21 protein-coding genes and 3 pseudogenes are annotated in these 24,904 nt (G+C 48.4%); 5 read left to right on the top strand and 19 right to left on the bottom strand.

Annotated features, from left to right (window positions below):
- Positions 1 to 102: 102 nt before the first annotated feature.
- The 4 genes from WH37_RS33500 to WH37_RS10345 form a co-directional block, all read right to left on the bottom strand.
- Positions 103 to 4,419: a discoidin domain-containing protein gene (locus WH37_RS33500; RefSeq protein ID WP_082110741.1), complete on the bottom strand. Its 4,317-nt coding sequence runs from the start codon at positions 4,417 to 4,419 to the stop codon at positions 103 to 105.
- Between the two features lie 277 nt (positions 4,420 to 4,696).
- Positions 4,697 to 5,434: a response regulator transcription factor gene (locus WH37_RS10355; protein WP_046230499.1), complete on the bottom strand. Its 738-nt coding sequence runs from the start codon at positions 5,432 to 5,434 to the stop codon at positions 4,697 to 4,699.
- The gene (locus WH37_RS10350) at positions 5,422 to 7,200 is read right to left on the bottom strand and encodes a cache domain-containing sensor histidine kinase (RefSeq protein ID WP_046230498.1); all 1,779 of its coding nucleotides are present in this window, start codon (positions 7,198 to 7,200) and stop codon (positions 5,422 to 5,424) included. Before WH37_RS10350 ends, WH37_RS10355 begins: the two co-directional genes overlap by 13 nt.
- Before the next feature lie 188 nt (positions 7,201 to 7,388).
- The gene (locus WH37_RS10345; protein ID WP_046230497.1) at positions 7,389 to 8,744 is read right to left on the bottom strand and encodes an FAD-dependent oxidoreductase; all 1,356 of its coding nucleotides are present in this window, start codon (positions 8,742 to 8,744) and stop codon (positions 7,389 to 7,391) included.
- 161 nt (positions 8,745 to 8,905) lie between these two features.
- Here WH37_RS10345 and WH37_RS10340 point away from each other — a divergent pair, with 161 nt between their 5' ends.
- Positions 8,906 to 9,928 (top strand): LacI family DNA-binding transcriptional regulator, encoded by a 1,023-nt coding sequence (locus tag WH37_RS10340; RefSeq protein WP_143088358.1) that lies wholly within the window; start codon positions 8,906 to 8,908, stop codon positions 9,926 to 9,928.
- 121 nt (positions 9,929 to 10,049) lie between these two features.
- Here the strand turns inward: WH37_RS10340 and WH37_RS10335 are convergent, their stop codons facing one another.
- A complete protein-coding gene (locus tag WH37_RS10335; protein WP_046230495.1) occupies positions 10,050 to 10,835 on the bottom strand; it encodes a sugar phosphate isomerase/epimerase family protein in 786 nt (261 codons plus the stop codon).
- A gap of 140 nt (positions 10,836 to 10,975) precedes the next feature.
- Here WH37_RS10335 and WH37_RS10330 point away from each other — a divergent pair, with 140 nt between their 5' ends.
- A complete protein-coding gene (locus WH37_RS10330) occupies positions 10,976 to 11,818 on the top strand; it encodes a helix-turn-helix domain-containing protein (RefSeq protein WP_052736918.1) in 843 nt (280 codons plus the stop codon).
- A gap of 39 nt (positions 11,819 to 11,857) precedes the next feature.
- Here WH37_RS10330 and WH37_RS10325 read toward each other — a convergent pair whose 3' ends face one another.
- Positions 11,858 to 12,721, bottom strand: coding sequence for an AraC family transcriptional regulator (locus tag WH37_RS10325; protein ID WP_046230494.1), 864 nt, complete (start codon positions 12,719 to 12,721; stop codon positions 11,858 to 11,860).
- Positions 12,722 to 12,862: 141 nt separating this feature from the next.
- On the opposite strand from WH37_RS10325, the gene WH37_RS10320 reads away from it, so the two are divergent.
- On the top strand, positions 12,863 to 13,978 hold the full coding sequence (locus WH37_RS10320) for a glycoside hydrolase family 88 protein (protein WP_046230493.1): 1,116 nt from the start codon (positions 12,863 to 12,865) through the stop codon (positions 13,976 to 13,978).
- Positions 13,979 to 14,135: 157 nt separating this feature from the next.
- On the opposite strand, the pseudogene WH37_RS36370 reads toward WH37_RS10320, so the two are convergent.
- Positions 14,136 to 14,291, bottom strand: a pseudogene (locus WH37_RS36370) (FusB/FusC family EF-G-binding protein); the annotation flags it as partial.
- A 170-nt stretch (positions 14,292 to 14,461) separates the two neighbouring features.
- Here WH37_RS36370 and WH37_RS34565 point away from each other — a divergent pair.
- Positions 14,462 to 15,533 (top strand): annotated as a pseudogene (locus tag WH37_RS34565) (IS3 family transposase).
- 149 nt (positions 15,534 to 15,682) lie between these two features.
- Here WH37_RS34565 and WH37_RS35510 read toward each other — a convergent pair.
- Both WH37_RS35510 and WH37_RS35505 read right to left on the bottom strand, forming a co-directional pair.
- Positions 15,683 to 16,105, bottom strand: a pseudogene (locus WH37_RS35510) (tyrosine-type recombinase/integrase); the annotation flags it as partial.
- Between the two features lie 45 nt (positions 16,106 to 16,150).
- Positions 16,151 to 16,633, bottom strand: coding sequence for a tyrosine-type recombinase/integrase (locus WH37_RS35505; protein ID WP_143088356.1), 483 nt, complete (start codon positions 16,631 to 16,633; stop codon positions 16,151 to 16,153).
- Positions 16,634 to 17,093: 460 nt separating this feature from the next.
- Here WH37_RS35505 and WH37_RS10295 point away from each other — a divergent pair, with 460 nt between their 5' ends.
- On the top strand, positions 17,094 to 17,426 hold the full coding sequence (locus WH37_RS10295) for a YolD-like family protein (RefSeq protein ID WP_046230490.1): 333 nt from the start codon (positions 17,094 to 17,096) through the stop codon (positions 17,424 to 17,426).
- A gap of 43 nt (positions 17,427 to 17,469) precedes the next feature.
- On the opposite strand, the gene WH37_RS10290 is transcribed toward WH37_RS10295, so the two are convergent.
- From WH37_RS10290 to WH37_RS10250, 10 genes are all read right to left on the bottom strand, one after another.
- A complete protein-coding gene (locus tag WH37_RS10290) occupies positions 17,470 to 17,685 on the bottom strand; it encodes a helix-turn-helix domain-containing protein (protein WP_046230489.1) in 216 nt (71 codons plus the stop codon).
- Positions 17,686 to 18,314: 629 nt separating this feature from the next.
- On the bottom strand, positions 18,315 to 18,974 hold the full coding sequence (locus WH37_RS10285; protein WP_046230488.1) for a peptidoglycan recognition protein family protein: 660 nt from the start codon (positions 18,972 to 18,974) through the stop codon (positions 18,315 to 18,317).
- Positions 18,958 to 19,440: a phage holin family protein gene (locus tag WH37_RS10280; RefSeq protein ID WP_046230487.1), complete on the bottom strand. Its 483-nt coding sequence runs from the start codon at positions 19,438 to 19,440 to the stop codon at positions 18,958 to 18,960. Before WH37_RS10280 ends, WH37_RS10285 begins: the two co-directional genes overlap by 17 nt.
- Before the next feature lie 437 nt (positions 19,441 to 19,877).
- Positions 19,878 to 20,051 carry a hypothetical protein gene (locus WH37_RS35500; protein WP_156182295.1) on the bottom strand — a complete coding sequence of 58 codons (174 nt, stop codon included), beginning with the start codon at positions 20,049 to 20,051 and terminating at the stop codon, positions 19,878 to 19,880.
- On the bottom strand, positions 20,051 to 20,377 hold the full coding sequence (locus tag WH37_RS10275) for a hypothetical protein (RefSeq protein WP_046230486.1): 327 nt from the start codon (positions 20,375 to 20,377) through the stop codon (positions 20,051 to 20,053). Before WH37_RS10275 ends, WH37_RS35500 begins: the two co-directional genes overlap by 1 nt.
- A 10-nt stretch (positions 20,378 to 20,387) precedes the next feature.
- A complete protein-coding gene (locus WH37_RS10270) occupies positions 20,388 to 21,851 on the bottom strand; it encodes a hypothetical protein (protein ID WP_046230485.1) in 1,464 nt (487 codons plus the stop codon).
- Positions 21,841 to 22,032, bottom strand: coding sequence for a hypothetical protein (locus WH37_RS10265; protein ID WP_046230484.1), 192 nt, complete (start codon positions 22,030 to 22,032; stop codon positions 21,841 to 21,843). The genes WH37_RS10270 and WH37_RS10265 overlap by 11 nt, the downstream gene beginning before the upstream one ends.
- Positions 22,033 to 22,099: 67 nt before the next feature.
- Positions 22,100 to 22,312 (bottom strand): hypothetical protein, encoded by a 213-nt coding sequence (locus WH37_RS10260; protein ID WP_046230483.1) that lies wholly within the window; start codon positions 22,310 to 22,312, stop codon positions 22,100 to 22,102.
- A 16-nt stretch (positions 22,313 to 22,328) separates the two neighbouring features.
- Positions 22,329 to 22,880, bottom strand: a complete 552-nt coding sequence (locus WH37_RS33495; RefSeq protein ID WP_052736917.1) for a hypothetical protein — start codon at positions 22,878 to 22,880, stop codon at positions 22,329 to 22,331.
- A gap of 44 nt (positions 22,881 to 22,924) precedes the next feature.
- On the bottom strand, positions 22,925 to 24,904 hold the full coding sequence (locus WH37_RS10250) for a hypothetical protein (RefSeq protein ID WP_052736916.1): 1,980 nt from the start codon (positions 24,902 to 24,904) through the stop codon (positions 22,925 to 22,927).

The following is a 24,904-nucleotide window of genomic DNA, read 5'->3' as shown; positions in this document are numbered from 1 at the left end:
AATCGAGAAAAACTATGTAAATTCGAGTACATTAATAGAACCAGCTGTATAACAGAACTTCGGCCTAAGCCCGCATGACAAGGACTTAGGCCGAGATGGTTCCTAATCGTTGACGAAGCCGACAAACACCTCATTGATTCTGGCCATCATATCATTCGAATTGCCATTGCCCCATGACGGACGGACAAAATGGAAGCGCAAGGCAGTCGTCACGACGGGGTTTTCCAAATTCAACATCGTATACTGACCCAAAAAAGCGTCCTGATCATTATCTCGGACTTCGGCTATCGTCTTCCATTCTCCGTCTTCCAAGAACTGCAGATCAAAATCTCTGACATGCCAGTTGGCCGAGCCTATAACCGGCACATGTCCGCTCCACAGCTTCACTTGGTTGATCGTTTGCTCCGTTGTCCAGTCCAGCATCAGATAAGGCGTTTGGGAGCCGTTTGATATCCACCGGGTTTCCAAGCTTCCGTCAAGTACTCTATCTTTTGTATTTGTACCCAGCGTGGAGTCGACCGACAACTGCGCAGTAATCGCCAGATTATTGATTACATTAAGAACGAACGTTCCAGTGCGAGCAACGCCATCCAAGACGACAGCTGCCTGCAATGTTGCTTCTCCAGCTTGAAGCGCGGTAACCACGCCCGTATTATCAACAGTCACTAGATCCGGCGTCAGACTTATGAAAGATATGTCCGCATTTTCCAACGAAACGTTCGATCCTGTATTGTATGTGCCGGTCACATGCAGTTGGGTAGTCATGCCCGGCACCAGCTGCGAACGATCCGCCGTTACCGCTACGGCCGCAAGTTCGACCGGAGGGTAAGTTTCAACCCGCAGGTAAGGCCTATAGCTGGAGTCGGGTCCATTGTATAGCTGCGTCAAGTAACCGGTTTGATCGGCATCCTGGGCAAAAGCAAGCGATATCGTCCGATCTCCATCCAGACGTTCTTGCACGAGCACAGTCGCATCGAATACATACCAGACATTCTCGCCGTTATTATTCAGCTGCACAGTCGTGAGCTTCTGGCCAAGCTCTGGCGGAGACTGGTACGTATTCCATTGCATTGTATCGCTGTCCCAGTCATTGCTATCCACTGCATAGAGAGAAGTTGCAGCTCCCGTCTCTCCAGCAGGGCTCTCCAGCGCCTGTCCATACACGTAGAGCCATGCGGTAGCCAGCTTGCCTTCAATGGAATTCAGATCGAATTGCAGATAGCTTCTCGCCGATTCGCTATCTTCTCCGCCTTTAATCTGTAAGAGATCCGCAACCGGGGCGTTCTGAGCATTTTTCTGTACGCTTGCCGCCTTGGTTGCCGGCAGCAGTTCGGAAACCGCCACTTGATTCTCATAATCCGACCCGGTATTTCCGCTGATCTCATTGCCGGAGAGACGAATATTCGTGCCGTCCGAGATCATAACGCCATTCGTATTCCCCGTAACATGATTGTCCTGAATGACAATATTCTCGGGAATGCCTGCGCCGTTCCCGGCGTTGGTCGGATCGCCGTCGTCTTTCATGGCAATTATGCCCCAGAAGTCGGAAGCCGTATTGTTCACGATCTGATTGCCCTTCACAATCGTTCCGGGCGCATTTTTCAGACGTATTCCCTGGCTCCCCGCGTTCGTAAATCCGGTAATGGTATTATTCTCGATAATCGTATCGGGAGATCCCAAATACACCTGCACCCCATACCGTTTCACATTCTCGATTAAATTGTTATGAATGTAATTGCCTGGTCCCGCGGCATCATGCGTAGCGCCCGGATTGCCGACGCCGACAGCCGCTTCGCCGCCGCCAACGATATGGTTGCCGCTTACTTCATTCATATACTCGTCTTCTCCGTGGAAATCGATAGCGTCTAATGCCGAGTTCAAGTAGTAGTTGTTTTCAATGAGATTGTTATGTGTGTAAGAATGCGCCAGCGTTCCGTGACGCAGATAGGGACCGATAAACTCGTTGTTGCGAACGACATTGAAACGAGAGTCGTCCTCTCTGCCGAGTCGGCTTTCCTTGGACTTGCCTTCGATGGAAACGCCGTATCCGTTTCCGCCCTCGGCTAAGTCCGTCGCGTTGCGAAAAAGCGAATTTTCCACGATAACATCATGACTGTTCGTAATTACAACGCCGGTCCGTTGAAACTTCTCGATCGTCAGTCCGTCCAGCATAATGTTATAGGACGGTTTGCCGGAAGCGGAGGTAATCATGATCACCTGCTTAGGTCCGCCCCGATCCGGATTCGCAACCGACGTATTCGTTGAATAATTTAAGTCCCAGCTGGACGTAATCGTCATGTTGCTGATCTTAATATTGTTTTGTCCGGCCATGCGGAATACGATGCCTTCAACCGTAGCAAATTCTTTCTGTTCGTTAGCATGGTCGGAGACCAGCAGAACGCCATCCTGGTTCTCGCCGCGCACCTGCACGCCGGATTTCATAATGAAATGGGTAACTCCGTCCTTATCTGTGCTCGTTAATTGATAGTGTCCGTTCGGAATATACACTTCGTCCCCAAGCGCCGCTGCAGCCAGTGCAGCCCGGATAGCTTGAGCGTCATCTATTCCGTTGTCGGCAGGATCGGCGCCGAAGTCCAGGACATTATACGTAGAGCCGGTCACTGTCTGAGCCTCATGCGGCACATGCGGTGTGCCATCCGCATAATAGAGACCTGCTTTTGTCGGAATTGGGGAATCCGGATCCGGTCCCGTTGGCGGAATCTCCACATCACTTAATATAAACCCGTCCACATGGGGAGGGTAAACCTGAATTTCCGTTATGCTTGTCCATTCGCTTGCTCCGCGCCCGACAACCCGTACATAACGGGCGGTGACGGTTTCAAAACCAAAGGCTTCAACCTGGATCGTCGTGCCGCTGCTGTCGCCGCTGTATACGCGGGTCCAGTTGGTCTGGTCGTTCGAAACCTCGATATCAATGGTCTTGCGGCGATTGTCTCCCCGGTAGAAAGCGACTCCCAGATAAGAAACCAGCTGTTCCGAGCCCAGATCCAGTTCGATCCATTGCCCGTCATCATACGCCGACCACCTTGTCTGAATATCGCCGTCAATGGCATATTCCGGAATATTGGAATCGCTGCCGCTGGCCCGATAACCCGCGACCGTCAGCGGGGTTGCTGAAGCTCCGCTAAGAGCCGGTGTGGATACGATCACCTCATTGCTCGGCACAGAGGTCAGCTCAGTCGTCGTATGCGCTCTTATGGTAAAGGCATATTCGGTGCTAGGCTCCAGATTGAACACAAGCGCGCTATATAAACCGCCATTCGCATCATAAGTGGAAGAACTTACGGAAACCGCAGGGCTGTCGCCATTGTAGATCACATATTGGCTGACATCCGAGCTTGGCAACGGATTCCACTGCAGCTTGACAGTTGTGCTCGTCGTCTCCATAACGTGAACAGCGAATGGCGGTTCCGGCCCAACCGCCGCCTCCTCAGTTGTCACTTGAACTGTTGCACTGTCTTCGGATATCAGACCATTGCTTCCCACCGACCTGACCGTAAAGGAGTACGCCGTCTCCGGAGTCAAATTGCGCGCTGTGGCGCTCCAGGTGTCCGTATCGGAATCCAAAACCGGACTCGTAGCATCTTCAACCTGAGCCCCGTTGTTGAACAGCTGGTACGATTGTACCTCTTCACTCGGCGAAGGATTCCATCGCAAGGTCACGGTTGAACTCGTTTTCTCGGACATGCTCAGGCCGGACGGAGCTTCCGGCACTTCCACTGGCGTAGCGTCGTACACCGCGAAATTATCATAATCCACATTCGTCCGCAGCGCGAACAACCCCGGGTATCCCGATGTCAGCGGATTATTGCTGTCGACAACGTCAAGCAGCAGTACTTCGTCCACATAAAGCCGAATCCGGCTGCCGATTATTTCACCCCTCACCTTGTAGACTTTATTCGTATTGAAACTTGTCGGCGCACTCATCGCCAAGTACGATGTCGTATTGTTATAGCGCTTGCGAATATGGAACTTGGCGGAAGCTGAGCCGCCGCTTTTCTTGTAACCGATTTCATAATAGTTGTCGGCATCCGCATACTTCAGTAACAGCCCAGGAACGGCAGGAGTCAAACCGCCCCAAGAGTCAAGACTTATATCCGCCTCAACACTGTAATCGTCCGGCAAGTCATCCTTTTTGTAGTAAGCATACTGCTTGTCACTGGAATTAAAATTTCTGTAAACGTGATTCCCATCATCCGTCTGAACAACCGAGTATGGGGCTGATACGGAATCGAGAACAAACTCATCCGGAGCGCCGTTCTCGAAATCCTCGAATACGATTCGGTTGGCAGACTCCGCATCGGCTTCGGCCTGCACGCGGCTCGAGCCCATCAAACCCGTGAACAGCATACTCAGGATTAATAATAACGCTGTAGATCTTTTTATAAGACTAGTCATTATCCATCACATCCTTTCTTTCATGTCATTTCATTTGCTCTTCTCTTGCAGGTTATTTGTAAGCGCCGCCAATACAACCTAACCCAAGCTTTCACTAATACCTCCCGAACATCCGAATGTAATCATTCTGTCACAATACATGAAGTCTCAGCACCAATTGGAAGCGCTTAACAATAAGTATACAAGTCAGCCTGTCAGTGAAAAACAACGCATTTTCGAGAAAAACTACGATATTCATAGCATCTGTTTTGTTTTGTGCTCAATGAACTGAACGGCCTTAACTCAGCGGCCTTTTTCTATATTCGGTAGGCTTCACTCCGCAATGCTGCCGGAACACGGCCATAAAGTGATTGGCGCTGGCATAGCCGCAAAGGTTGGCGATCTCGTATATTTTCAGATGTGTATGGGTCAACAGCTCCCTGGCTTTACTCATCCGGCAGGCCGTCACATAATCAGAATAATTTTGTCCGGTCTTCACTTTAAACAACGTGGATAAATATTGATGATTCAAATGCACCTGCTCCGCGATGAATGGAAGTGAAACATCCTGATCCAGACAAGAGACGACCAGTTCCTTTACTCTTCGAATCGTCAGATCTTCATGGGCTGCTTCGGCGTTAGGCGTCTCTACCGCCCGCTCGCGATCCAGCCGCGCTTTCAAATTCAATAGAAAATGGGAAAGCTCAATCCGGTCCACCGGCTTCAGGATGTAATCCGACGCATTGTGACGCATCGCCGCCTTGGCATAAGTGAAATCTTCATGCCCGCTGATGATTAATACGGGAAGGTCGGGATACAGCCCCCGGACATGCCGCAATAACTCGATTCCGTTCATCTGGGGCATACGGATATCCGAAATCAGCAAATCTACCGATTGCATTCTGAGAAGCTCCAGCGCAGCGAAACCGTGCTCCGCTTCCGCGGTTACCCTATAACTGCCGATCACTTCCTCGATCATTATCTTTAACCCTTCCTGAATTTTCTTCTCGTCTTCTACCAGCATCACATTGTACATTCCAATTCCCCCCATCGTAATGGCAGCCGGATTCTCCATAGTGTTCCGGAAGCCTCATCGCTCTCCACGCTTAAGCCGTATTCCACGCCATAAAGCAGTTGAATGCGATGGTGAATATTTTTGATGGCATAGCCTTTAAGTGTATCTCCAAACTTTGGACGGCTGCCGTCCCGCTCCGGCTTGCACAACATCTGCTCGCGAACCTCCAATAAACGTTGCGGCGGCATCCCCACCCCATTATCCTGTACAGTCAGGAGCAAATCCTGATCCAGCACGGATGCCCTGATCGTTATCGTTAATCCGCTATTCCCCATTCCGTGCTCCAATGCATTCTCAACCAGCGGCTGAAGCAGCAGCTTTGGTACAAGACAAGATTCGAAGGACGGATCCACATACATTTCCGAACTCAGCTTCTCGCCATGCCTGGATAACTGAATTTGCAAATAAGCGTGAACGAACCGTATCTCCTCCTTCAATTGCACCGGCCGTTCCTGCTTGTCAACCGTGTATCTCAGCATTTTTCCCAAGCTGGCAACAATGTCGCTGATTTCGAGATTTCTCTCCTTCAGCGCCTGCATGCTTACCAATTCCAACGTGTTGTACAGAAAATGCGGATTAATCTGGCTTTGCAGAGCCGACAGCTCGGCTTCGCGTTCGCGCAGTTTCGTTTCATATACCTCCTTGACCAGTCGCTCCACTTCCGTCACCATCAGATTGAAACCCTGGGCCAATTGCCCGATTTCATCGCGATTCATCAAGCTCAAATCTGCCCGTTCGCTGAAAGCCCCGTCCTTTACCCGCCGCATGCGCGACTGAAGATAACGAATCGGCCTGACCAGCCGCTCTGACGTAAAGATCGCAAGCAAATAGGCAATGATAAGCGATATGACTGAAATGAGGATCGTAAATCCGACGATTTCCTTGCCGCCCCGTTGCAAATCGGCCATCGGGATAAGTCCGTGAATATTCACTTTCGTTGATTTGGAGTGCATGGTTGTGTACAGATAAGTCTGGCCGTTCCAATCTATCGTTCCGTCCCCCGGATCGGTATCCGGGAAATTAACCAGTTCATCCGGAAATAACAGCTCGCCGTTATCCTTTGTCAAGTAAAACTGGCTGTTGTCGCTCAACCACACTTCTGACAATAACGCTTCGAGCTCTTTCATGTTAAAATCAATTTTGACAACCCCGATGCTTTGGCCTGTTGCAGGGTGATTCAATGCTCTGGCAGCGGAAATAACCCGCTCCGATCGTTTGTAATAAGTCGTCTCGTGAGGTTCGATAATGACAAGCCTTCCTTCCGCATCCAGCACCTCCTGCATCCAGCTATTCCCTTTCTCGTTCCAATAACGCTGCGTCAGTTTTTCTTCGACGCTGTACATAATGCCGTCGCCAGTGAAAAAGATCATTCGTTCAATTCCGGGCTGATCCAATGTAAGCGAAGCCGCTACTCTTGCCATTTTGGTAATTTCCGCCGACGGAATAAGCTTCTCTTCGCCTGGTTCTTCATAACTGTGCTTCTCCAAAATACGCAGCACGTCTTCGTTATACAAGGGAGCCACAGTTATTCTGTCCGCGTCTTTTATCGTATTTTCCAAATTAATTTTCACTTGATTCATAATTTGCATGGAGTACGCCCTGGAGTTTTTTTCGGTTTCCTCCGCAAATTTATTGTAAGTGCTGATTCCGCTTATCAGGAATGGAATGGTGATAAGCAGAACGAACAGGGTTATAAATTTGGCTCGTATCGAAATATACCGCTTCATTTCACCGATTCCTCCTGACAGATTGTAAGCGAAAACATATACTATCACATGGTAAAAAAGGCCGCTCATCCGGTAGAATGTTTGTTTTCCAACAAACTTCCGATACGAGGCGACCTTATGAGAAAGTCTACCATGTTCCAATTATTTCTTCAATTGAATTTGGCCGTTATCTTGCTGGCGGATACGCGCTATGCAGTCTGCCCGCTGCGAAGCAGCGCGCCGTTATGAATTAGCCGCTCCTGCAGCAGTCCAATGTCGACTTTTCCCGGTGATATACCCTGCTCCCATGCAATTGCTGCCGCCGTACCCGCAGCCTGTCCTGTCGCCATGCAGCTAGGTGTCAGACGCGTCGTTGCCAGCGCCTCATGCGTCGTCGAGATGCAGCGGCCTGCCACGAGCAGATTGTCAATCCGCTTCGGCAGCAAACAGCGGTAAGGAATATCGTATGCCCCATCTCCCTGGACCCATGCGGCCTGTACGCCCTTGCCGGACGGATCGTGAATGTCGATGGGATAGCCGCTTCGTGCAATGCAATCGTCGAACGCACGTCCATCCACAACATCCTTTATCTGGAGTGAATAGCAGCCGTCTATTCTGCGGCTCTCGCGTATGCCGATTTGAGCTCCGACCGAAGAGATGGAAGCGTTCTCGAAGCCTGGCAAGCAGCGGGCCATGAAATCCGCGACCATGCGCACCTGCTTCCTGCCCTGCACCTCTCCTTCCGTCAAATCCTCCAGTTCAGTTCCGTCCAGCCCTTGAACACGAGTCGTATTGACAAGCACCTCGTCCGGTCCCGGACCTGTGAAGAACAGGACCTGGTCTCTGTTAATAGGCAGGTCAGCCTCCTTCCAATGCTTGAAGTAACCCAATACGCCGGACAATGGCAGTTCCTCCAGTTCATCGAAAGGTGTCTTCTTGTAAAACTCGTCCGGATGCTCGATCATATACCGTTTCACCTTCGCCAGATCAACGCCTCTCATTCGGAACTTCATCGTCATCGGCTGCGTCAAATTGTCAATGTCGCGTCCCTGCAAGCACGGCGCGCCTGACAGATAGGCCAGATCGGCGTCCCCTGTCGCATCGATGAACTGCTTCGCCGAAATTTCGTACTTCCCGGACTTGGTAGCCAATCGTACCGTTTCAATGAGGCCGTCCCTGGTCTGCACTTCGTCCATGAAGCTGTGCAGCAGCACCTTCACGCCCGCCTCGCGCAGCATATCGATGATTAACACCTTATACACTTCAGGATCATAAGGGGTGATCGTCTTTACAAAGCCTACCGTATCGCGAACGTGACCGGGTGAAGCTCCCTCGGCCATCAAGCGGTCTACAATTTCCTGCGCTGTTCCGGCAATGACCTGCTTGCCATCCATCGTGTGAAAGGTCATCCATGGATAGACCAGAGCTGCAGTCGACATGCCGCCAAGAAAACCGTATCGTTCAATCAGCAGCGTTCGAGCCCCGCTTCTTCCAGCTGCCAGCGCCGCATTGATCCCCGCCGGCCCTCCGCCGCATACCACAATATCCGTCTCTATTTTTCTCATGCTTAACCCCTCCTCTGAAAGTATTTTCATTATAGGAGCCGGGGGACTTCTAAAGTAGTTGAACTTTAGTTTAAAATAGAGCTGTCAAGCGTTAGCGTGGACGATAGCTTTACGTTCGCATCCCCTAACCACACGGAGAAAAGAGGAAGGCGGTTTTGAAGTTGGGGACTCGTAAATCAATTACTCTGCACGATCTTTCCAAAGAACTTGGTCTTTCGATTCAGACCATATCCAAAGCGCTGAGCGGACGAGCCGGCATGTCCGAGGAAACGCGGAGCCGCATTATCCGAACAGCCTCCGTACGCGGCTATTTGACTGTATCTCAGGCACGTGAGATGGTCAGCCGCGGCATCGCGCCCTATCCTACCTTCCAATTTCGATTTGTATTGATACAATCCCGGCAATCTATGAATTACAACGTATTGTTGACAGAGGGGTTAAGAGAGAGGCTCGATCAATTGGATCATCGACTGGAAAGCTATGTGCTGGATGAGGATGTGCCGGATCACGCATTCTCGGACTGGATGGAGAAGCGCAATTTGCCGACGGCGGACGGTCTGTTCATCGCGCCCCGGCTGCTCTCGGACTCCACGGAGCGCAAGCTGTTCGAGCTGCCTTTACCCAAAGTGCTGATTAATTATCCGAGACCGCTTTCCCGGATCGACAGCGTAATCTGGGATGTGTTCGAAGCCGTCTGCATGGCCGTGGACCGGCTCGCGCAGCTTGGCCATACCCGTATTATGTACGTAGGAGATATTCACAGTCAGCGGGGGTATACAAGAAGATGGCAGGCGTTTGAGGAAATGATGGGTGAGCTTCAGTTGGATCATGACGCAGAACTGCATATAACGGACGTTTGGGACGAGTCCATGCTGATCGACAAGCTGCGCAGCAGCCAACCAACAGCAATCATTGCCGGCATCGATGAAGATATCGTAAGGCTGTACGACAGCCTTACCACCCTGGGCTATCGCATCCCGGAGGACATCTCCCTAGTCGGATTGGCCAACGGACCGGTGGCGGCGCTGCCGCATTTAAGCCGCCCCCAGCTTCTGATCAGGGAGACCGGAAATAAAGCGGCTGAGAAAATGCTGTGGCGCCTCGCCAACCAGGGCGAGCCATGCGAGCATATCCGTATTGCCGGCCCTTTCCATAACGGGCAAACCATCCGGCGCTTCAGCTGAGAAGCGCCGGATGGTTTGATGTTCGGACGAGCTGTCCTCTCTCTACAAAAAAAGCCAGCAAAGCTGTTCCGGTTGTTCGATTCGCGGCTCACTGAGGTCCGCCCTTTCGGCAGTCGCGTTCTCAGGCTTCACCGAACAGATTCGGTTGCAGATTTGACATTAAATTATATAGATTGGTAAAGCTAGTTTGCACGCAGTCCATCGGTGCTGTTCTGCAAACATCCTGTTCTACTACGTACCACTCGACTCCGTTCTCCTCTCCCCAGCGAATAATCGGTTCGAATTCAATCGATCCTGTACCGATTTCCGCAAATGCCTGCTCACCGTCTGCGGTCATATCCTTCATATGTACAATCGGCATCCTGTCCGCATATGGCTTGAAGAATGTTACTGGCTCTAAACCGCACTTCTGAAGCCAGTATACATCCAGCTCTGCAAGGATTTCATTGTCTACAGCAGCCTCAAGCAAGTACGAAAGCGCGTTCTGCCCCTCTATCACCGTTTCAAATTCAAAAGCATGATTGTGATAGCTGATTCGGAAGCCTTCGCCCTTCAAATGCTTCGCAATACCGTTCAAATCTTTCTTCAGTTGTTTGTATCCGCCTTCATTTCGCAGCTCAGCGGGAATACTCGGGCAAATAATATCCCGTGTGTCGAACAGCCTGGCGTCCGAGACCACTTTGCCTGTGTTCGCAACAATGTCATGGAAACCAACATGCATGCCCGCGGTCTTCAATCCAACTTCGTCCAAAACCGCTTTGAGTTCCTGCGGGTCATAGCCTTGAAAGCCCGCAAACTGTACGCCGCCATAGCCAATTTGACTTATTTTACGAAGAACTCCCGGGAAATCTGCATGGCATTCCTCGCGAAGCGTATACAATTGAACCGCAATCTTATCTTTTAACAAACTACCATCTCCCTTCACTTCATTAATCCCCAGTATAGTGACAACTGATTTAGAAGTGAATATCCGATTCTCTGCTTGTTGACTTATTTTGCAACATTTATGATAGTAGAATTAGTTTACTCACTTGGAGGTGGCAGCAAATGATGGACGCATCGTGGATCGATTGCCTGTTGATCGGTTATTCTCATCATACTTCTCCATTCACCGGCTCCTTGCAAAAGGACACAGCCGACAATCGCTTGCTCCTGCGCATCCAGGTAAAAGGGACATGCCGTGTCGAGATTAACTATCAGACACATGTTGTGCAGCCCGGCGATCTGATCATCCGCAAGCCAGGGGAATACTACCGGTTAGTGGTTGAGGCCGATAAAGACGCTGACGTCTCTCAGCCAATTGAGAGCGCCGATTACTACTTATCCTGCAGCGGAGCATGGGTTCAGCAGTGGTGCAGCCGGAACGATTTTCCAAGCAAGGTTCATTTGGATACGGCGGTAGACTTCTTGGCATTGTGGAGAAAACTGATCTATGAGAAGCGGAATATTTATGGGGATAATGCGGAGATGATGGACGCTTTGATCAAAGTTTTATGTCTAACTATCGAGAGGTATGTACGGAAGCAGACGGCGGCGGCCTCCAGGCCAGAGCTCAACATTCCTTACAAAATGAAGCAGTATTTGGAGAAGCATGCTACCGAGCCGCTGACGCTGACCCATATCGCCGAACGTTATGGCATCAGCGTATCGACTGCCTCCCACTTGTTCAAGCAAGCGTTCGGGCAATCTCCAATGCGTTATGTCATCGAGATCAGGCTGTCTATTGCCTCGGAGAGAATTCTATACAGCGACATGAAACTGGAAGATATCGCCGAAGCCTCCGGGTTTCGCAGCTATCCTTATTTCTGCCGCGCCTTCCGGGCTCATTTTCACGCCAGTCCCAGCAAATACCGCGTTCAGAACCAGCTTCGCAAGGTAGAGAATCCTTAATTGGAACGAAGCAGCTATTATATTACCGCTGCTTCCCCGCTACAGCCTCAGGCGGTATTGATGCGGAGACACGCCCATAATCCGTTTGAACAGGCTAATAAAATAAGAGGTGCTCGTAAACCCTACCTGCTCGCCGATCACTTCTACGGATTTGTTCGTCGTTTGAAGCAGACTGCAAGCCTGCTGCATTCTGCGGGCTGTCAAATAGCCCGTAATATTGCTACCCGTCTCTTGCCGAAACAGCCGGGACAAATAAGATTTTGACATATGGAGCTCGTCCGCAAGCAGCTCCAGCTGAAAGGGCTCCCCGTAATGATTTTCAATCCATGCCATAACACGTTCCGATTGGCGAATCGGCTTCATATGCTCCTCCTGCTTGGGCCCCGGAATAACCTTTCGTATAATTAACGACAGCACCTTCAACAAATAAAGCGCGCTCTGCTCGTCCTTGCTGCTGGCGGAGGAAGCGAGCAGGTTATTCTGGAATGCGGAGCAAGCGGCATTCAACTCTTCATTGCAATCGATCATATCTATGCCCTGCAAAGCGATAAGCCCTTGAAGCATTCGTTTATAGACGTCATAAAGAGCCGGAAACGTCCTTAAGTAGCCCTTCATAAATACAGGGTCGAAATGAAAGACGCTGCGTTCATACGGCCGGCTTTCATCCACTTCCGCATAAACATTATGCAGCTGATAGGGTTGGAAATAAAACAGCATGCCGGGCTTAAGCTCGTACGTCTTCTGATTGACGGTAACCGAGCCGTGTCCCTGATGCACAGCCAGCACCTCGAAGCCCCGATGCCAATGGTAATACCCCTCGAAATCTTGCTGCGACCAGTTGCGGTATGACCAAAGAAAAGTCAGTCCCCCGTAATCCATTTCCTGAAACAGCGTCCCCTTCACTGATTGCACCCCTTCATTTCAACAAGTCAACAGAACAACATTTTTAACCATTATAGCGTAACTTTGCCCATTTGTCAGAGACTATAATGTTAGCAAGCAGCTTAACCACAATCATGGGTCAACGAGGAGGCTTACTACAAAATGAATCAGGCATACAAAGAAAAAATATTGGCGCAATTAACCGAAAAGGTAGAGCGTATGATAAACCAAATTGGAGATAAAACGCCACATGTGGCAAAAGCCAACGGCATCTATGACAGCACAGACGATAACTGGTGGACGTCCGGCTTCTGGTCCGGCCTGCTCTGGGTTATGCATGATGTAACAGGGAAAGAGTCATTCCGGACAGCCACTTGGGAATGGGACGCCAAGCTGGAGCGCTGCTTCTGCGAGCATCCTGTACAATTGCATCACGATGTCGGCTTTCAGTTTCTGCCGACTGCTGTCATCAAATACGAATTAACGGGCGATCAGGAAGGTCTGCGAATTGGCTTGAAGGCGGCAAACTTCCTCGCGGGCCGCTTCAACGTGAATGGCGAGTTTATTCGTGCGTGGAACGGGCAAGAGGCGCTCGGCTGGGCCATTGTTGATTGCATGATGAATATCCCCCTGTTGTTCTGGGCAAGCCGCACGACCGGCGACCCGCGTTACAAGCATATCGCGATACGTCACGCGGACACCTTCCTCCGTTACGCCATTCGCGAGGACAGCTCGGTATGTCATATTTTATCTTTTGATCCGGAGACGGGCGCGTTTATAGAACCGCTGGGCGGTCAAGGCTTTTCCGGCTCCTCGGCGTGGAGCCGAGGCAATGCCTGGGCGCTTCATGGCCTCGCGATTGCTTACCGATGCACCGGACTTGAGCGTTATTTGCACGCTGCGAAGCGGGTAGCGCATTACTTTGTCGCCGCCCTGCCGGAAGACTATGTGCCGTATTGGGATTTCCGCGTAGAAAACATAGAAAACGAGCCGCGCGATACTTCCGCTGCCGCCATCGCAGCATCCGGTCTGCTCGAACTTGCTGAGCTGGTTCCATCCACGGAACGCCGGATCTATAACGCGGCTGCCGAGAGAATCCTGTATTCACTTAGCGAGAATTATGCGACCTGGGACAATCCGGACCATGAAGCGATTCTTCTCCAAGGCACCGGACATAAGCCTGAGAACGCCAACATCAACGTATCGCTAATATACGGAGACTACTACTTCGTGGAGGCATTCGCCAAGCTTAACGGCTGGAGCCATCGGATCTTTTAGTCTGCCTCATGCCGTTTATTTTAGAGTCATTTTTTGATCTTTGCCCACTATGGTATACGAATCATAAGAAAATATAGCCTCCATCAAACTCTCACTGAGGTTTTGGAGGCTTTCTCATTACATATTTGGGATTGTCTCATTCAGCATGTGGTATTGTCTAAGTTTTTGCAGAAATAATAATGGTTGTGCAATTCGCTCTGTAGTAGTCAGGCAAAGCATTAGCTGGCTTCGATTTCGTAATCGCCGAGAATAACGCAACCTCTTCATGCCGATTGCACAAAAAACATGTGCTTTTCTTGTTTGTTGGAGTAAAATACAGTTTTCGAATGCACTAACTTATGAAGATTTTTCTCAATTGGATCGGCTACACTAAGTTGGACAGAAAAAATAAGGGCTTGTAGAATAAACCTATCATGCTAAGGAGCGGATCTCTACATGCCTAAAAAACCACGACGCACGTTTACAACCGAATTCAAAATGTAAATGGTGCAGCTCTATGAAAATGGGAAGACCAGGGCAGCGATTGTGGAGGAATATGACCTCGCAGCTTCTGCTTTAGTCCACTGGATTCATCAAGCTCAGACAACGGGCTCCTTCAAGGAGAAGGACAATCGCTCGTCAGAAGAAGAGGAATTGGATGCTTTGCGAAAAGAGAACCAGCATCTAAAAATGGAAGTGGATATTTTAAAGCAAGCCGCGCTGATCATGGGACGAAAGTAGCTATCATCATGAACAATCTTGATAAATACTCGGTATCAGCAATGTGTGATGTCCTGCAAATCGCAAGAAGTACATTTTATTACGACGCCCAAGAACGAGCCACTGCAGATGATGTCACTGAAGCTATTGTGGATATCTTTCTCAAGAACCGAAAAGCCTACGGCACGCGCAAGATCAAAGTGAAGCTCCACGAGCGCGGGTTCATCGTCTCCAGACGCCGCATTGGTCGCATTATGAAAAAAGCAAGGGCTCGTTTCCACTTACACGGTGGCACACTATAAGCCCCTTAAATCGTCCTGTAACGAAGCTACAACGACAAATGTTCTGAAGAGGGAGTTTGAGCAAACGGAAGCTAAATGCTTCGTCGTCAGTGATTTGACGTATGTGAAAGTCCAGAACCGATGGCATTACATCTGTGTTGTTCGATCTGTTTAATCGAGAAATCATTGGTCATCGTGCAGGTCCAAACAAGGACGCTGCTCTAATTACCCGTGCCTTCGCAACCGTTAAGAGTGATCTACGCCAGATTCAATGGTTTCATACCGACCGTGGCAGCGAGTTCAAAAATCAATAGATGGACGAACTCTTGGAGACGTTTGAAATCGGCCGATCGCTAAGTATGAAAGGCTGTCCCTATGACAACGCTGTGGCTGAAGCCACATACAAGATTATGAAAACAGAGTTTGTGAACCAGATGACCTTCCAGAGTCTCCGTCATCTTGAATTGGAATGATATGATTACGTCAATTGGTTCAACAAGCATCGCATCCATGGAACCTTAGACTATATGACGCCTGTTCAGTATCGACAAGAAGCCCTTAAAAAAGTTGTCTGATTTACTGTTGACAATCCACCCCTCACTCATATACGCAACCAACTCCATAGGACGTTAATAAGCAATACCTTCTCGCAAGTTTTAAGAGCACATTTGAAACAGCCTCATCATCAACAACTATTCTAACAAAGTGATTCATAACTTCACCCTCACTTCCCATCAATTTTCCTTAATCGTTTCTTTTGAGGAAGGATTCTATTAATTGGGGAAGCTGTTGAATGCTGCTCTTTAATGTCACTGTTAGTTAGCCTTACATATCGTTTGGTCATAGTCATATCTACATACCCCAGCATCATTTGGAGGGCAAAAGCATTTCCTTTACCACGCAGAAACATGATTGAAAATGCATGACGTAAAGCATATGGATGAAAGCGGGTTCCAAGCTTCTTGCAATACATTTCGATTCTGTCACCCCAAGTATGCCTATTTAATGGTTTACCTTCATTTGTGCAGAAGAGTGGTGATTTATTTTTCCACTCATCAGGTCTTATAGAAAGCAGCTCATCGATTGCTTTTGCTGTTTGCGGTAATATATGAAGCGTTCTTGTCATTCTTGTTTTAGCCTTCTCTGAATCAACTGTAAGTTCGCAAGCACGACTATTGTAATCAGACTCACACTAACTAAAAGCTTCTTTTGGACGTATTCCAGTATCTAAGAAGATCAGTAATAGAACGTAATCACGCAATCCAGCATATGTGGTTTGATCAGGCAATTGGAGTAAATCTATCAATACTTTCTCATCAATATGGACTATTCTACCTTCATCTTTACGCTTCTTAAATCCACTCAAAGGGTTGTCAGATAATACCTCATGTTCTACACACCATTTAAAAAAGGTACGTAAATAAACCAAACGATTGTTATACGTTGCTGGTTTAATATTTTCTTGCCCCAAATGTTCATATACAGACTTTTCGAGTTCTTCATAAGATTCTATTGCACTAGGAAACCGTTTAATTAGTAGGTTGTAGTGCGTTGTATAATCAAGAATAGTTTGCTCACTAAGATTGTTCGCTTTCTTCCAATTAATAAACTGTGTGAAAGCTTCATCCATAGTTGCGGGTGCCGCTTTTTTCACCTTATTCAATCGCATTACCAACGAAAAAACCTCCTTCGACCGCATCTGATTTAGTCAGATACTACAAAGGAGGTATTATCAGCTTTTAATTAATCCTGTGTACTTAGTTAAAACACACAGGACTCTTAATTTTAATACAAGTACTTACATAACAAACACCTTGATTTCTCAAGGTGTTTTCGGTATGCCGAGGACCGGGATCGAACCGGTACGGTAGTCACCTACCGCAGGATTTTAAGACATGCCCCTGACCACTTACCAATCGTAGCGAATATGTGTGAACCCTTGATATATAAGGGTTCACACCCTTAACCAGTTACACATCCGAGCAAATTACAGGACAAAAAAACAGCTTCCGCCCCCAATTCGTCCCCAAAATATCTGGGGGCAGAAACTAGCTTACTCGTGCAACAGTAATTTATTTCCGTTGAATATAGAACATATGTTTGCATATAATATAACCAACAAGGAGGCGTTGGTTATGAGTAAAAAGCTTGCTGATAATGGTCTATGGGAGAGCAGCCGTATCATACTGCCTGAGCATCGATTAGCTTATCTGAATCTTGTGAAGGAACGTCACCGACGAGGGCGTATCGAGTTGGACGAACAGGAAAAAGAGTTGATATCTATAGCCCTGAGATCGTCATACAAGCATCGTGTACCGTTGAGTATACAAATGTACGATCCTTGGGAGGCGCTGCGTGTGGAGGGCGTCGTGAACGCCATAGCCGATTTACGCGGAGCCTTTAGAGTCGAAGATGACTGGTATGACATTATAGACATAGAACGCATTGAGCCATACGAAGATTGGTAAGAAAAAGAGCCGCAGGGATGCTTTCCCATACGGCTCTTTTCTATTATATATCAGTACCGGCTTCATATTCAATAAGCTCATTTGCATCCTTAAGCTCCAGCGCAACCATTATCTTCTCTAAATTTTCTAGCGACCAATGCTTTGCTACGTTCTTCTCCATATCTTTTACTGTATTCCAGCGAATGCCTGTCAATTCACTAACCTGTTTAGCATTTAATCCACGTTCAGCCATAACTTTGTCCAATTTAAGTTTAAACATTCACTATCACCTCAATCTCATTATACAAAATAAACCCTTATAAAGTCAACGAATTTAGTTGACATTCAACGATTTTCGTTGTATAATAAGAGTATAAAGGAGGTGAACGAGACATGAGCAAAAAGAAAAAGAAACAGCAAGTTAATCGTAGTGAAATCATCACGCTAGTGAGTGCAATCATTAGCCTGATAAATACGATTATCATCCTCATCATCACACTGGCTGACTAGTCCAGAAGCCCGCTTCGGCGGGCTACCCCTTACGGGGGATGGTGAAATATAAGGGTGCTGTTTCTTTCTCATTACAATATAGTATACCACAAAGGAGCTGATATTATGAAGTCGAAAACAATAACGGCTGCAATGGTTATTAGTCTCGTAGCGTTGGCAATCAGCTTGACAGCTCTGACAATAGTCCTGGTTCGTTAAGATGCCACTAGCGAAGCCCGCAGCCGATGTGGGCTTTTTTTTGCGTTAGATGGAAAAGAAAAAGCCCCGCCGACCATTCAATGGATAGCAGGGCTTTCGCGTTCCGGAATATTTTTTGGAATAATTCACGTAAGTTTTGCCAAACTTTTGAGTTTGGTTGTATTTTATTCGGTTTTCTAGCAATTTGGTTGTAATGATAAATTACTGCTCTTTTTGCCCACTGGCTTTTCGCAGCACGTTTGCGAGCCGGTTAGCCTCCGTCTTTCTGGCTGTATCCCCTTTAGCATGGGCTGCCGCCCACTCCGCTTTTATAAATGTAATGATTGCATTTGCGTCCTCCACCTTCATCTCCAATTCACTCTCCTGCAGCTTTTCCGCCACTCGATTTTTAAATGCCACCCAGCCTGTCCATTTACCGCCGTCATACATCAGGCGTGGGCATATCTTCCCTGACCAGTCGTAATGGCGCCGTAGCCGATCGACGCCCCAGCCGCGCTGCTTAAGCATGTCAGCTACCAGCTCGACGGCATTATCAAGCGCCTTGCTGTAATCCCCGCTCTCGCATATCTCAATGCTTATCGATGTTCGGTTGCCGCTTCCCGCCTTGCTGCCGTCGCCGCTGTGCCAGGTGTTTTCGTTGAGTGGTATACACTCGATTGATCCAATCTGATCCACGACAATATTATAGGATGCCTGACGGTCATTACTGGCGTTTGTTAGCCATGCTCGCTCGTTTGCCGCCGTGCTGGAGGCGTTACCAGTATTGTGGATAGTCAACGTTGTAGCCTGCATAGGCAGGGCAGGACGGCGCTTACAGGCCGTCCCTTTGGGGATGTGGTCAATCTTATAGGTTATCGTCATCAGACTTTCCTCCCACAACGCCGCCGCGTTCGGCTGCTCTATTAATCTTTTTATCGAGCTCGCTGCCAACCCATTTGAGCAACGTCTCAAATACGTTAAGCGGTAACCACTCCCCCCAGCCAGCGCGTAGGGAATTAGCTACCATGGATTGGATGACATGGTACAGGAGCCCCGCTGTGAGCGCCCCAAACAGGATGCCAGGCAAGCTAAACATGCTGTCCAATAAATGACCGCCAGCTGGCAACCCCAACATAAACAGCGTCCGAAACACGCCATCAATGCCATACTTGCTGCTGTAGCTATAATCTTGCTTTGCCGCTCGCACCCCGCTAATCCAATCCATAACAATAAAAAACGTGAGTGCAACCATTGCCGATACCACTGCATCCCCTGCCCCATACATGTATTCAAACGCTGGCACCACTACGGCACCGATTGCTCCAAAAATTGTTTTACCTGTCATCATCTCGTTTTCCTCCTAAAATAGTAAAAGCCGTAGGGCTGAAATCCCATACGGCTTAAAGTTATATGATTCTATTAATATAGTTGTAAAGATATGGTATAATAATTCGGTACGACTTACTTGGGTGGGTAGTATCGCCTCCAGATCGGGGGTGATGCTTATGAATTTTTCGTTGACGGAAGTGATTATGCTTGGCATGTTCTTGCTGGCATTACTTACTTATCTGCATAAACGAAAATAACCCGCCCAAGTTCTCGCAAGGGTAACGGGTTATTTTTCGCTAGGCTGGAGGATTCCCACCCAAGTATCGTGCAGGAGGGGGCGACCGCGAATCGTCCCCTTTTTTTCATTTTACGCTTAACTTGTCTGTATTATAACACATAGCTGTAAATCTTGTCATACAGTTGTCATACAAAATATCTTACAAACTAGGTTCATATTTAAGATGTCTGTAAATCTGACCGCTTGGCCGTAATCTCAGCCATTACCAGCTCCGCGTCAGCTGCTGGCAGACCATAACTGGCCACAATATCAGCTATGCCGCGCTCCCCTTTGTCGTAACGAGAGATGCAGGCATTAGCCATTACCCTCACCTTATAGTCAGCCATAGCCATTACAACCCACCTCCTGCGATTAGATCGGCCATGGTAAGCTCAAGGTCGATTAGCCGCTGCTGCTCCGGCGTGAGCGTTGTTGTCGGTTCTGTCGCATCCGCTGCCAGCTCCTCGGCTGTTCGCTCGACTATCTTACTGCCATCCCACTTATAGATGTACACTCCCTGACCGTCTGTCAGCGACTCGCTGAACGCCTCTTGGAAATGCCTTGGGCCATCCTCCAGCAGCAAAATATCGTTATCCGCTGGCTGCTCGAAGGCAGAAGAAAAGCCGTAGACGATTGTCCCGGCCTCGTTTGCTCGTAAATAGTGATTGTATCCGTCCATTTTGTCCCTCCTATAACTCTGCGTCCGCAATTAAATCAAAATCATAATACTGACCGACGGTAAACGGCGTCCCACTTACGGACAGTAGCAAAAACCCTTTGTTTGAGATGGCAGCATACGATGTCGGCGTTACCGTAATAACAGCCCCTGTCGATGTGCTGCGGAACTGGTTAATTACATTATTGTTTGTAACGGTCATAGTCGGTACTATGCGCATAGGCGTTGGAAATCTCGAATTAACAAGCAAAGCATTGGTGGTTAACGCAAGTCCTGATATTGATCCAACACTAGGAGACAAAAATGCATCTGTCCATGATTGCCACCTATACCTCAAGCAGTCCACCTCCTCCTGCCCTTTGCTTTTAGGCTGGAACGGCAATGCTGTATCTCCTGCATTAACCTGCACCTCAGCAATCTCAATTGTTCCAGCGCCGCCAAATGTCTCATCCGTCGTCGCACCTACAAATGAGCGCCTTACAGATCCCCATGCATAATACAGGTACAGATATAGGGCATCATTGTTATTTGTTCCAAGCGTTTTACCCGCTAACGTCGCAGTGTCAAAGGTGAAGCTGTACTTTTGAAAAGATGATGTCAACGTAAAATTAGTACCGACAAGATTATCCGGAGAGCTAGGCGATCCACCAGTACCATAGTTTTGAGATAGCGTGACGCCAATACGCTTGCCCGCAATGCTGCTCCTCGCTTCAAAGGACACAGTGACTTTTTTGCCGTTCCCGCACAAATACCTAGCGCCAAACTCAATACCCTGCATGAGCATGCCGTATCGGTTCGCACCAAGCGAGCTGCCTGCACCGTTAAGGCTGATACTGTAGTAATAACTCGCCCCATCTAAAACCCCTAACGGTAATTGTTGCCGTGACCTTGTAATTGATGGTAATGTCCCGCCGTCCGCAAAATTAAGCGACTGCCAGCGATCCGCCGTATATCCATCTGATGCAAACGACGTCCCCCGCTGCCATATATCAAAATTGCCGTTGATTATAGCCTGCCTATAGACGTTATACGGCATATTGACAATATCATCAGCTAGTTCGGTCAACTCCACTTTATCCGCTGCCGACATTAGCCCGCCCTCAGTGACCGTTGCATTGGGCACCGGATCAGCTCCATGCTCCGTGTGGCTGCTACCGTGAGCACCTGGCGTTGATGCGCCTGTAGCCGTGATGATCACTTTTTTTGATACCGGGTTTGTGGTAACGGTAATACCTGTCCCGCCCTCCACGGTAAGCGTATCGGACTCTGCCCCAGCATCCAGGTTGTTGACCTTGGCAAAGGCGTTTTGGTTGACCTCGGCGCCGTTTTGTACGCTGTCCAGCTTGGTACGGTCTGCCGGATCGAGCGTATCCAGCCCGTCCAGCTCAGCCGCTACACGGTCAAAACCGATTGAGATATTAGGGTAGTCCTGGCTAATCGGTGTTGGTCCGTTAAGGTTACAAAATCTATTCGCCATCTGCAGCAGCTCCTTTCCTAATTTGATTCAGTCGCCCTTGGAGAGCCTCTTGTACGCCAATCAAAATGGCCTCCTCCTGGTCAGGATGGTACGGAACGATGGCCTTTATGACCGCGCATATCTCGGGTACCGGCTTAAGGGGATCAAGTGCGATGTTTAAAACGTGATGGACTTGTGCCAATCAGATTCACTCCCAACGAAAAAGACGCCCCTTTATAGGAGCGCCTTCGTTTTATTTTTGCTGTGCTTTAAGATACAGATACTTTGATAATTAAATTACCATTTTCGTCAAGAATTTTTGTTCCAAGTTTATATCCGCCAGGGTGTTGTGAAGCCAATATGATCATGTCAGCTTTCATTAAATCTTCCCGTTTAAATGTACTCGGAAGCTTGTAGAAAAAGGTATCCGACAAGATAATATTACTGTTAACGTGCTCGGAAGCATTAAAGCCAAACTCCATGTTTATCATTCCTTTACTATTTTGTTTGTAGGGTTGCTAGCTTAGCTTTAAGTGCTGTGATTTCATTTTTGTTATTATTGATATATTGTTGGTATGTTTCAATTTGCTTTTTCCGACCTTCAATCTCCGAATTAATAGAATCTTTATCAGGGCTGTTCGGATTTTCATTCAGATAATTAGTTCTGACATCAATAGCATACTGTTGATCGGCTATAAACTTTTCATTGCTGGTTATATTTTCTTCTAGACGTGTAATTCTTTCATTTATTTTCGTTTCAGTATTGTAAAAAGAATATGGATCAGATGTTTCAGCAGACGTTTCGACCTCACTTGTCAAGGCTACAACCCCTTTACTATAAGATACATCTAAACCTAGCGCCTCTGAAATACTACGTACTGGTAGTAGGCTCGTCCCCTCAATGACAGCTCCATTATCTACTGTCTTCCCATTTAAAGTAACTCGAACTTCACCGCCCACTTTTTTTCCAGTCAACCCGTTCGCAGCAAAGGCCGTTCCTGCCGTAAAGACAATTGCACCCGCTATAAATCCTGCGACAAATTTCTTCATACTAAAGTCACCTCGAATATGATTATTTTGTCACATTATACCACTTATATCTGCTCATGGGTATGGCTACCAGCAGTAGAGAACGTAATAAATCCCGTGACCGTGCCTGAGGAGTTGGTTACTGCCAACTTCGTGCCATCAGGGATACCGTGGTTATGCGTACCTCCAGCGCCTGTTGCTATTCCTTTTTGCGCCTTTGTTAAAAAGGCTTCTTGCAAGGTTTGACCATTCGCTGCATTAACAAATCTTGACCATGAAGGCACCTTTACTAGACTTCCATCTAACTGCACTTCAGCAGCGCCGTTCTTGCCATTAATATATACTCCGTTATCACCATACATCTCTAAATTACCCAACAATGTATTGATTAGCGCCCGCTGCTGTCCAGCGGTTACAAATCTGAAAGCTGGCGCACCTGCATAGTTTTCCAATACTACATAGTTATCAGCATTGCTATAGACTCCAAAATAGTTGTCTGTCGCGGACATTACGGCCCGTGGGAATTGACCAACTTCCTTAGTTTGGATCAAAGCGCCTGTGATGGTGCCGCCCGTGAACGTTGAAGCTGTAATTGTGCCGCTAAAGCTACCATCGGCCCCGTTAAGCGTCCCTGTGAAAGTGCCGCCTGCCGCTTGTAGGTTACCGCTGAACGTCCCACTCGCCGCCTCAAGTGCCCCGGTAAACTTAAGCTTGTTTGTTTGAGCATCGTAATACAACGCGCTGCTACCATTAACCTGCCAGTCCATAATGTCGCTGTTAAGCGTCAGCTTGCTTTTGTGGTCCTCCCGCTCGATTACCATGCCTTGTGTCCGGCTATGCGTAATGCCGTAATACGGTTTACCATAGCGTACAGTATTGGCATTGAGTCGGTTAACCTGCTGTGTCAGGCTGCCTTCCAGCGCAAATTCGGATCGCTGCTCCGACTTGGACGGCGCCTCTATCTGCATTGTCAGCCCGCCCTTAAAGCTAAATGACATATGCAGCGCAATAGTCTGGTAGCCAGATAAGCCATTCCACGGCAAATGCGTATTATCCCAGCTTGTAAATGTCTCGGCCCAGCTGTTGCCCTCCTGCATTTCAAAGCCGATGATGTCCCCGTGCTCAAGCTGTGGATACCCGCGTGCGTCCATTTGCACCGGCAGATAGGTAAAGCCGTTAAGCTTTGCATACAGGTTATTGGTTATCGCCTGCGTTGCAAACGGGTTTTCGACATACAGCGTGTGGTTGTCGTCTCCGCTGCCCGCCTCGTATGTTAAGCCATCCTCAGTATTGTAAGTCACCACAACCCGCGTATACGTCTTGACTGGATTGAGCTGCTTAATCCGGATGTAATCAGCCGTCGTCATATTAAAGACAGGTGGTGCACTGGCTGCGAACGTTTTAAATCGGATCACGCCCGACTTGGCTACATAGACGCATGCACTGTTGGCGCTAGCAATGTAACCTAGTACCTGGCGCATGCTATATCCTGCTGGCCCCGCTTGGATCTGGTAGGATGGATTAATCTGTACGCTGCCGTCATAGAGATAGCCCAGCCTGCCGCATATCTCGTTCCACACGGCCTGCTGCGTCGCCGGATAGGTGAGTGCTGATACATAGGGCACATCAGCCCGCACAAGCATATCGCAGCACGTAAACGTCCATACATCGTTGATCTTTTTGCGAGAGTCAACAAAATACTCGCCCATTGATAGCCAGTCAGTCATGCCGCCTTCCCATGACCGCGTTGTGCTGACCCAACTCGTGAGTGTGTCGTCCCATGAGAGTCCCGCACGAGATAGCGCAATATAAGGACGTACAAGCGCATTAGCTGGGATTACGTCCTGCGTCCGTAGCGTGATGGTACATTGGCTGATTACCGTTGTTCCCAGCTCAAACTCTTCGCCAGCTAACAAGCTGTTTTCGACGGTAAAATCAACAATTGTCGAATCAAAGTAGTTTTTGCCGTCAATGTGTGCCATAACCTTAAATTCTCGATCATGCCTGCGCAACATCGCTAAAAACTCGCTTGATATAGGATACAT

Origin of the sequence: Paenibacillus algorifonticola (genome assembly GCF_000971975.1) — a bacterium.
Lineage (GTDB): Bacteria > Bacillota > Bacilli > Paenibacillales > Paenibacillaceae > Pristimantibacillus > Pristimantibacillus algorifonticola.
Note: the sequence above shows the minus strand (reverse complement) of the source record. Positions and strands in the feature narration are given on the sequence as shown.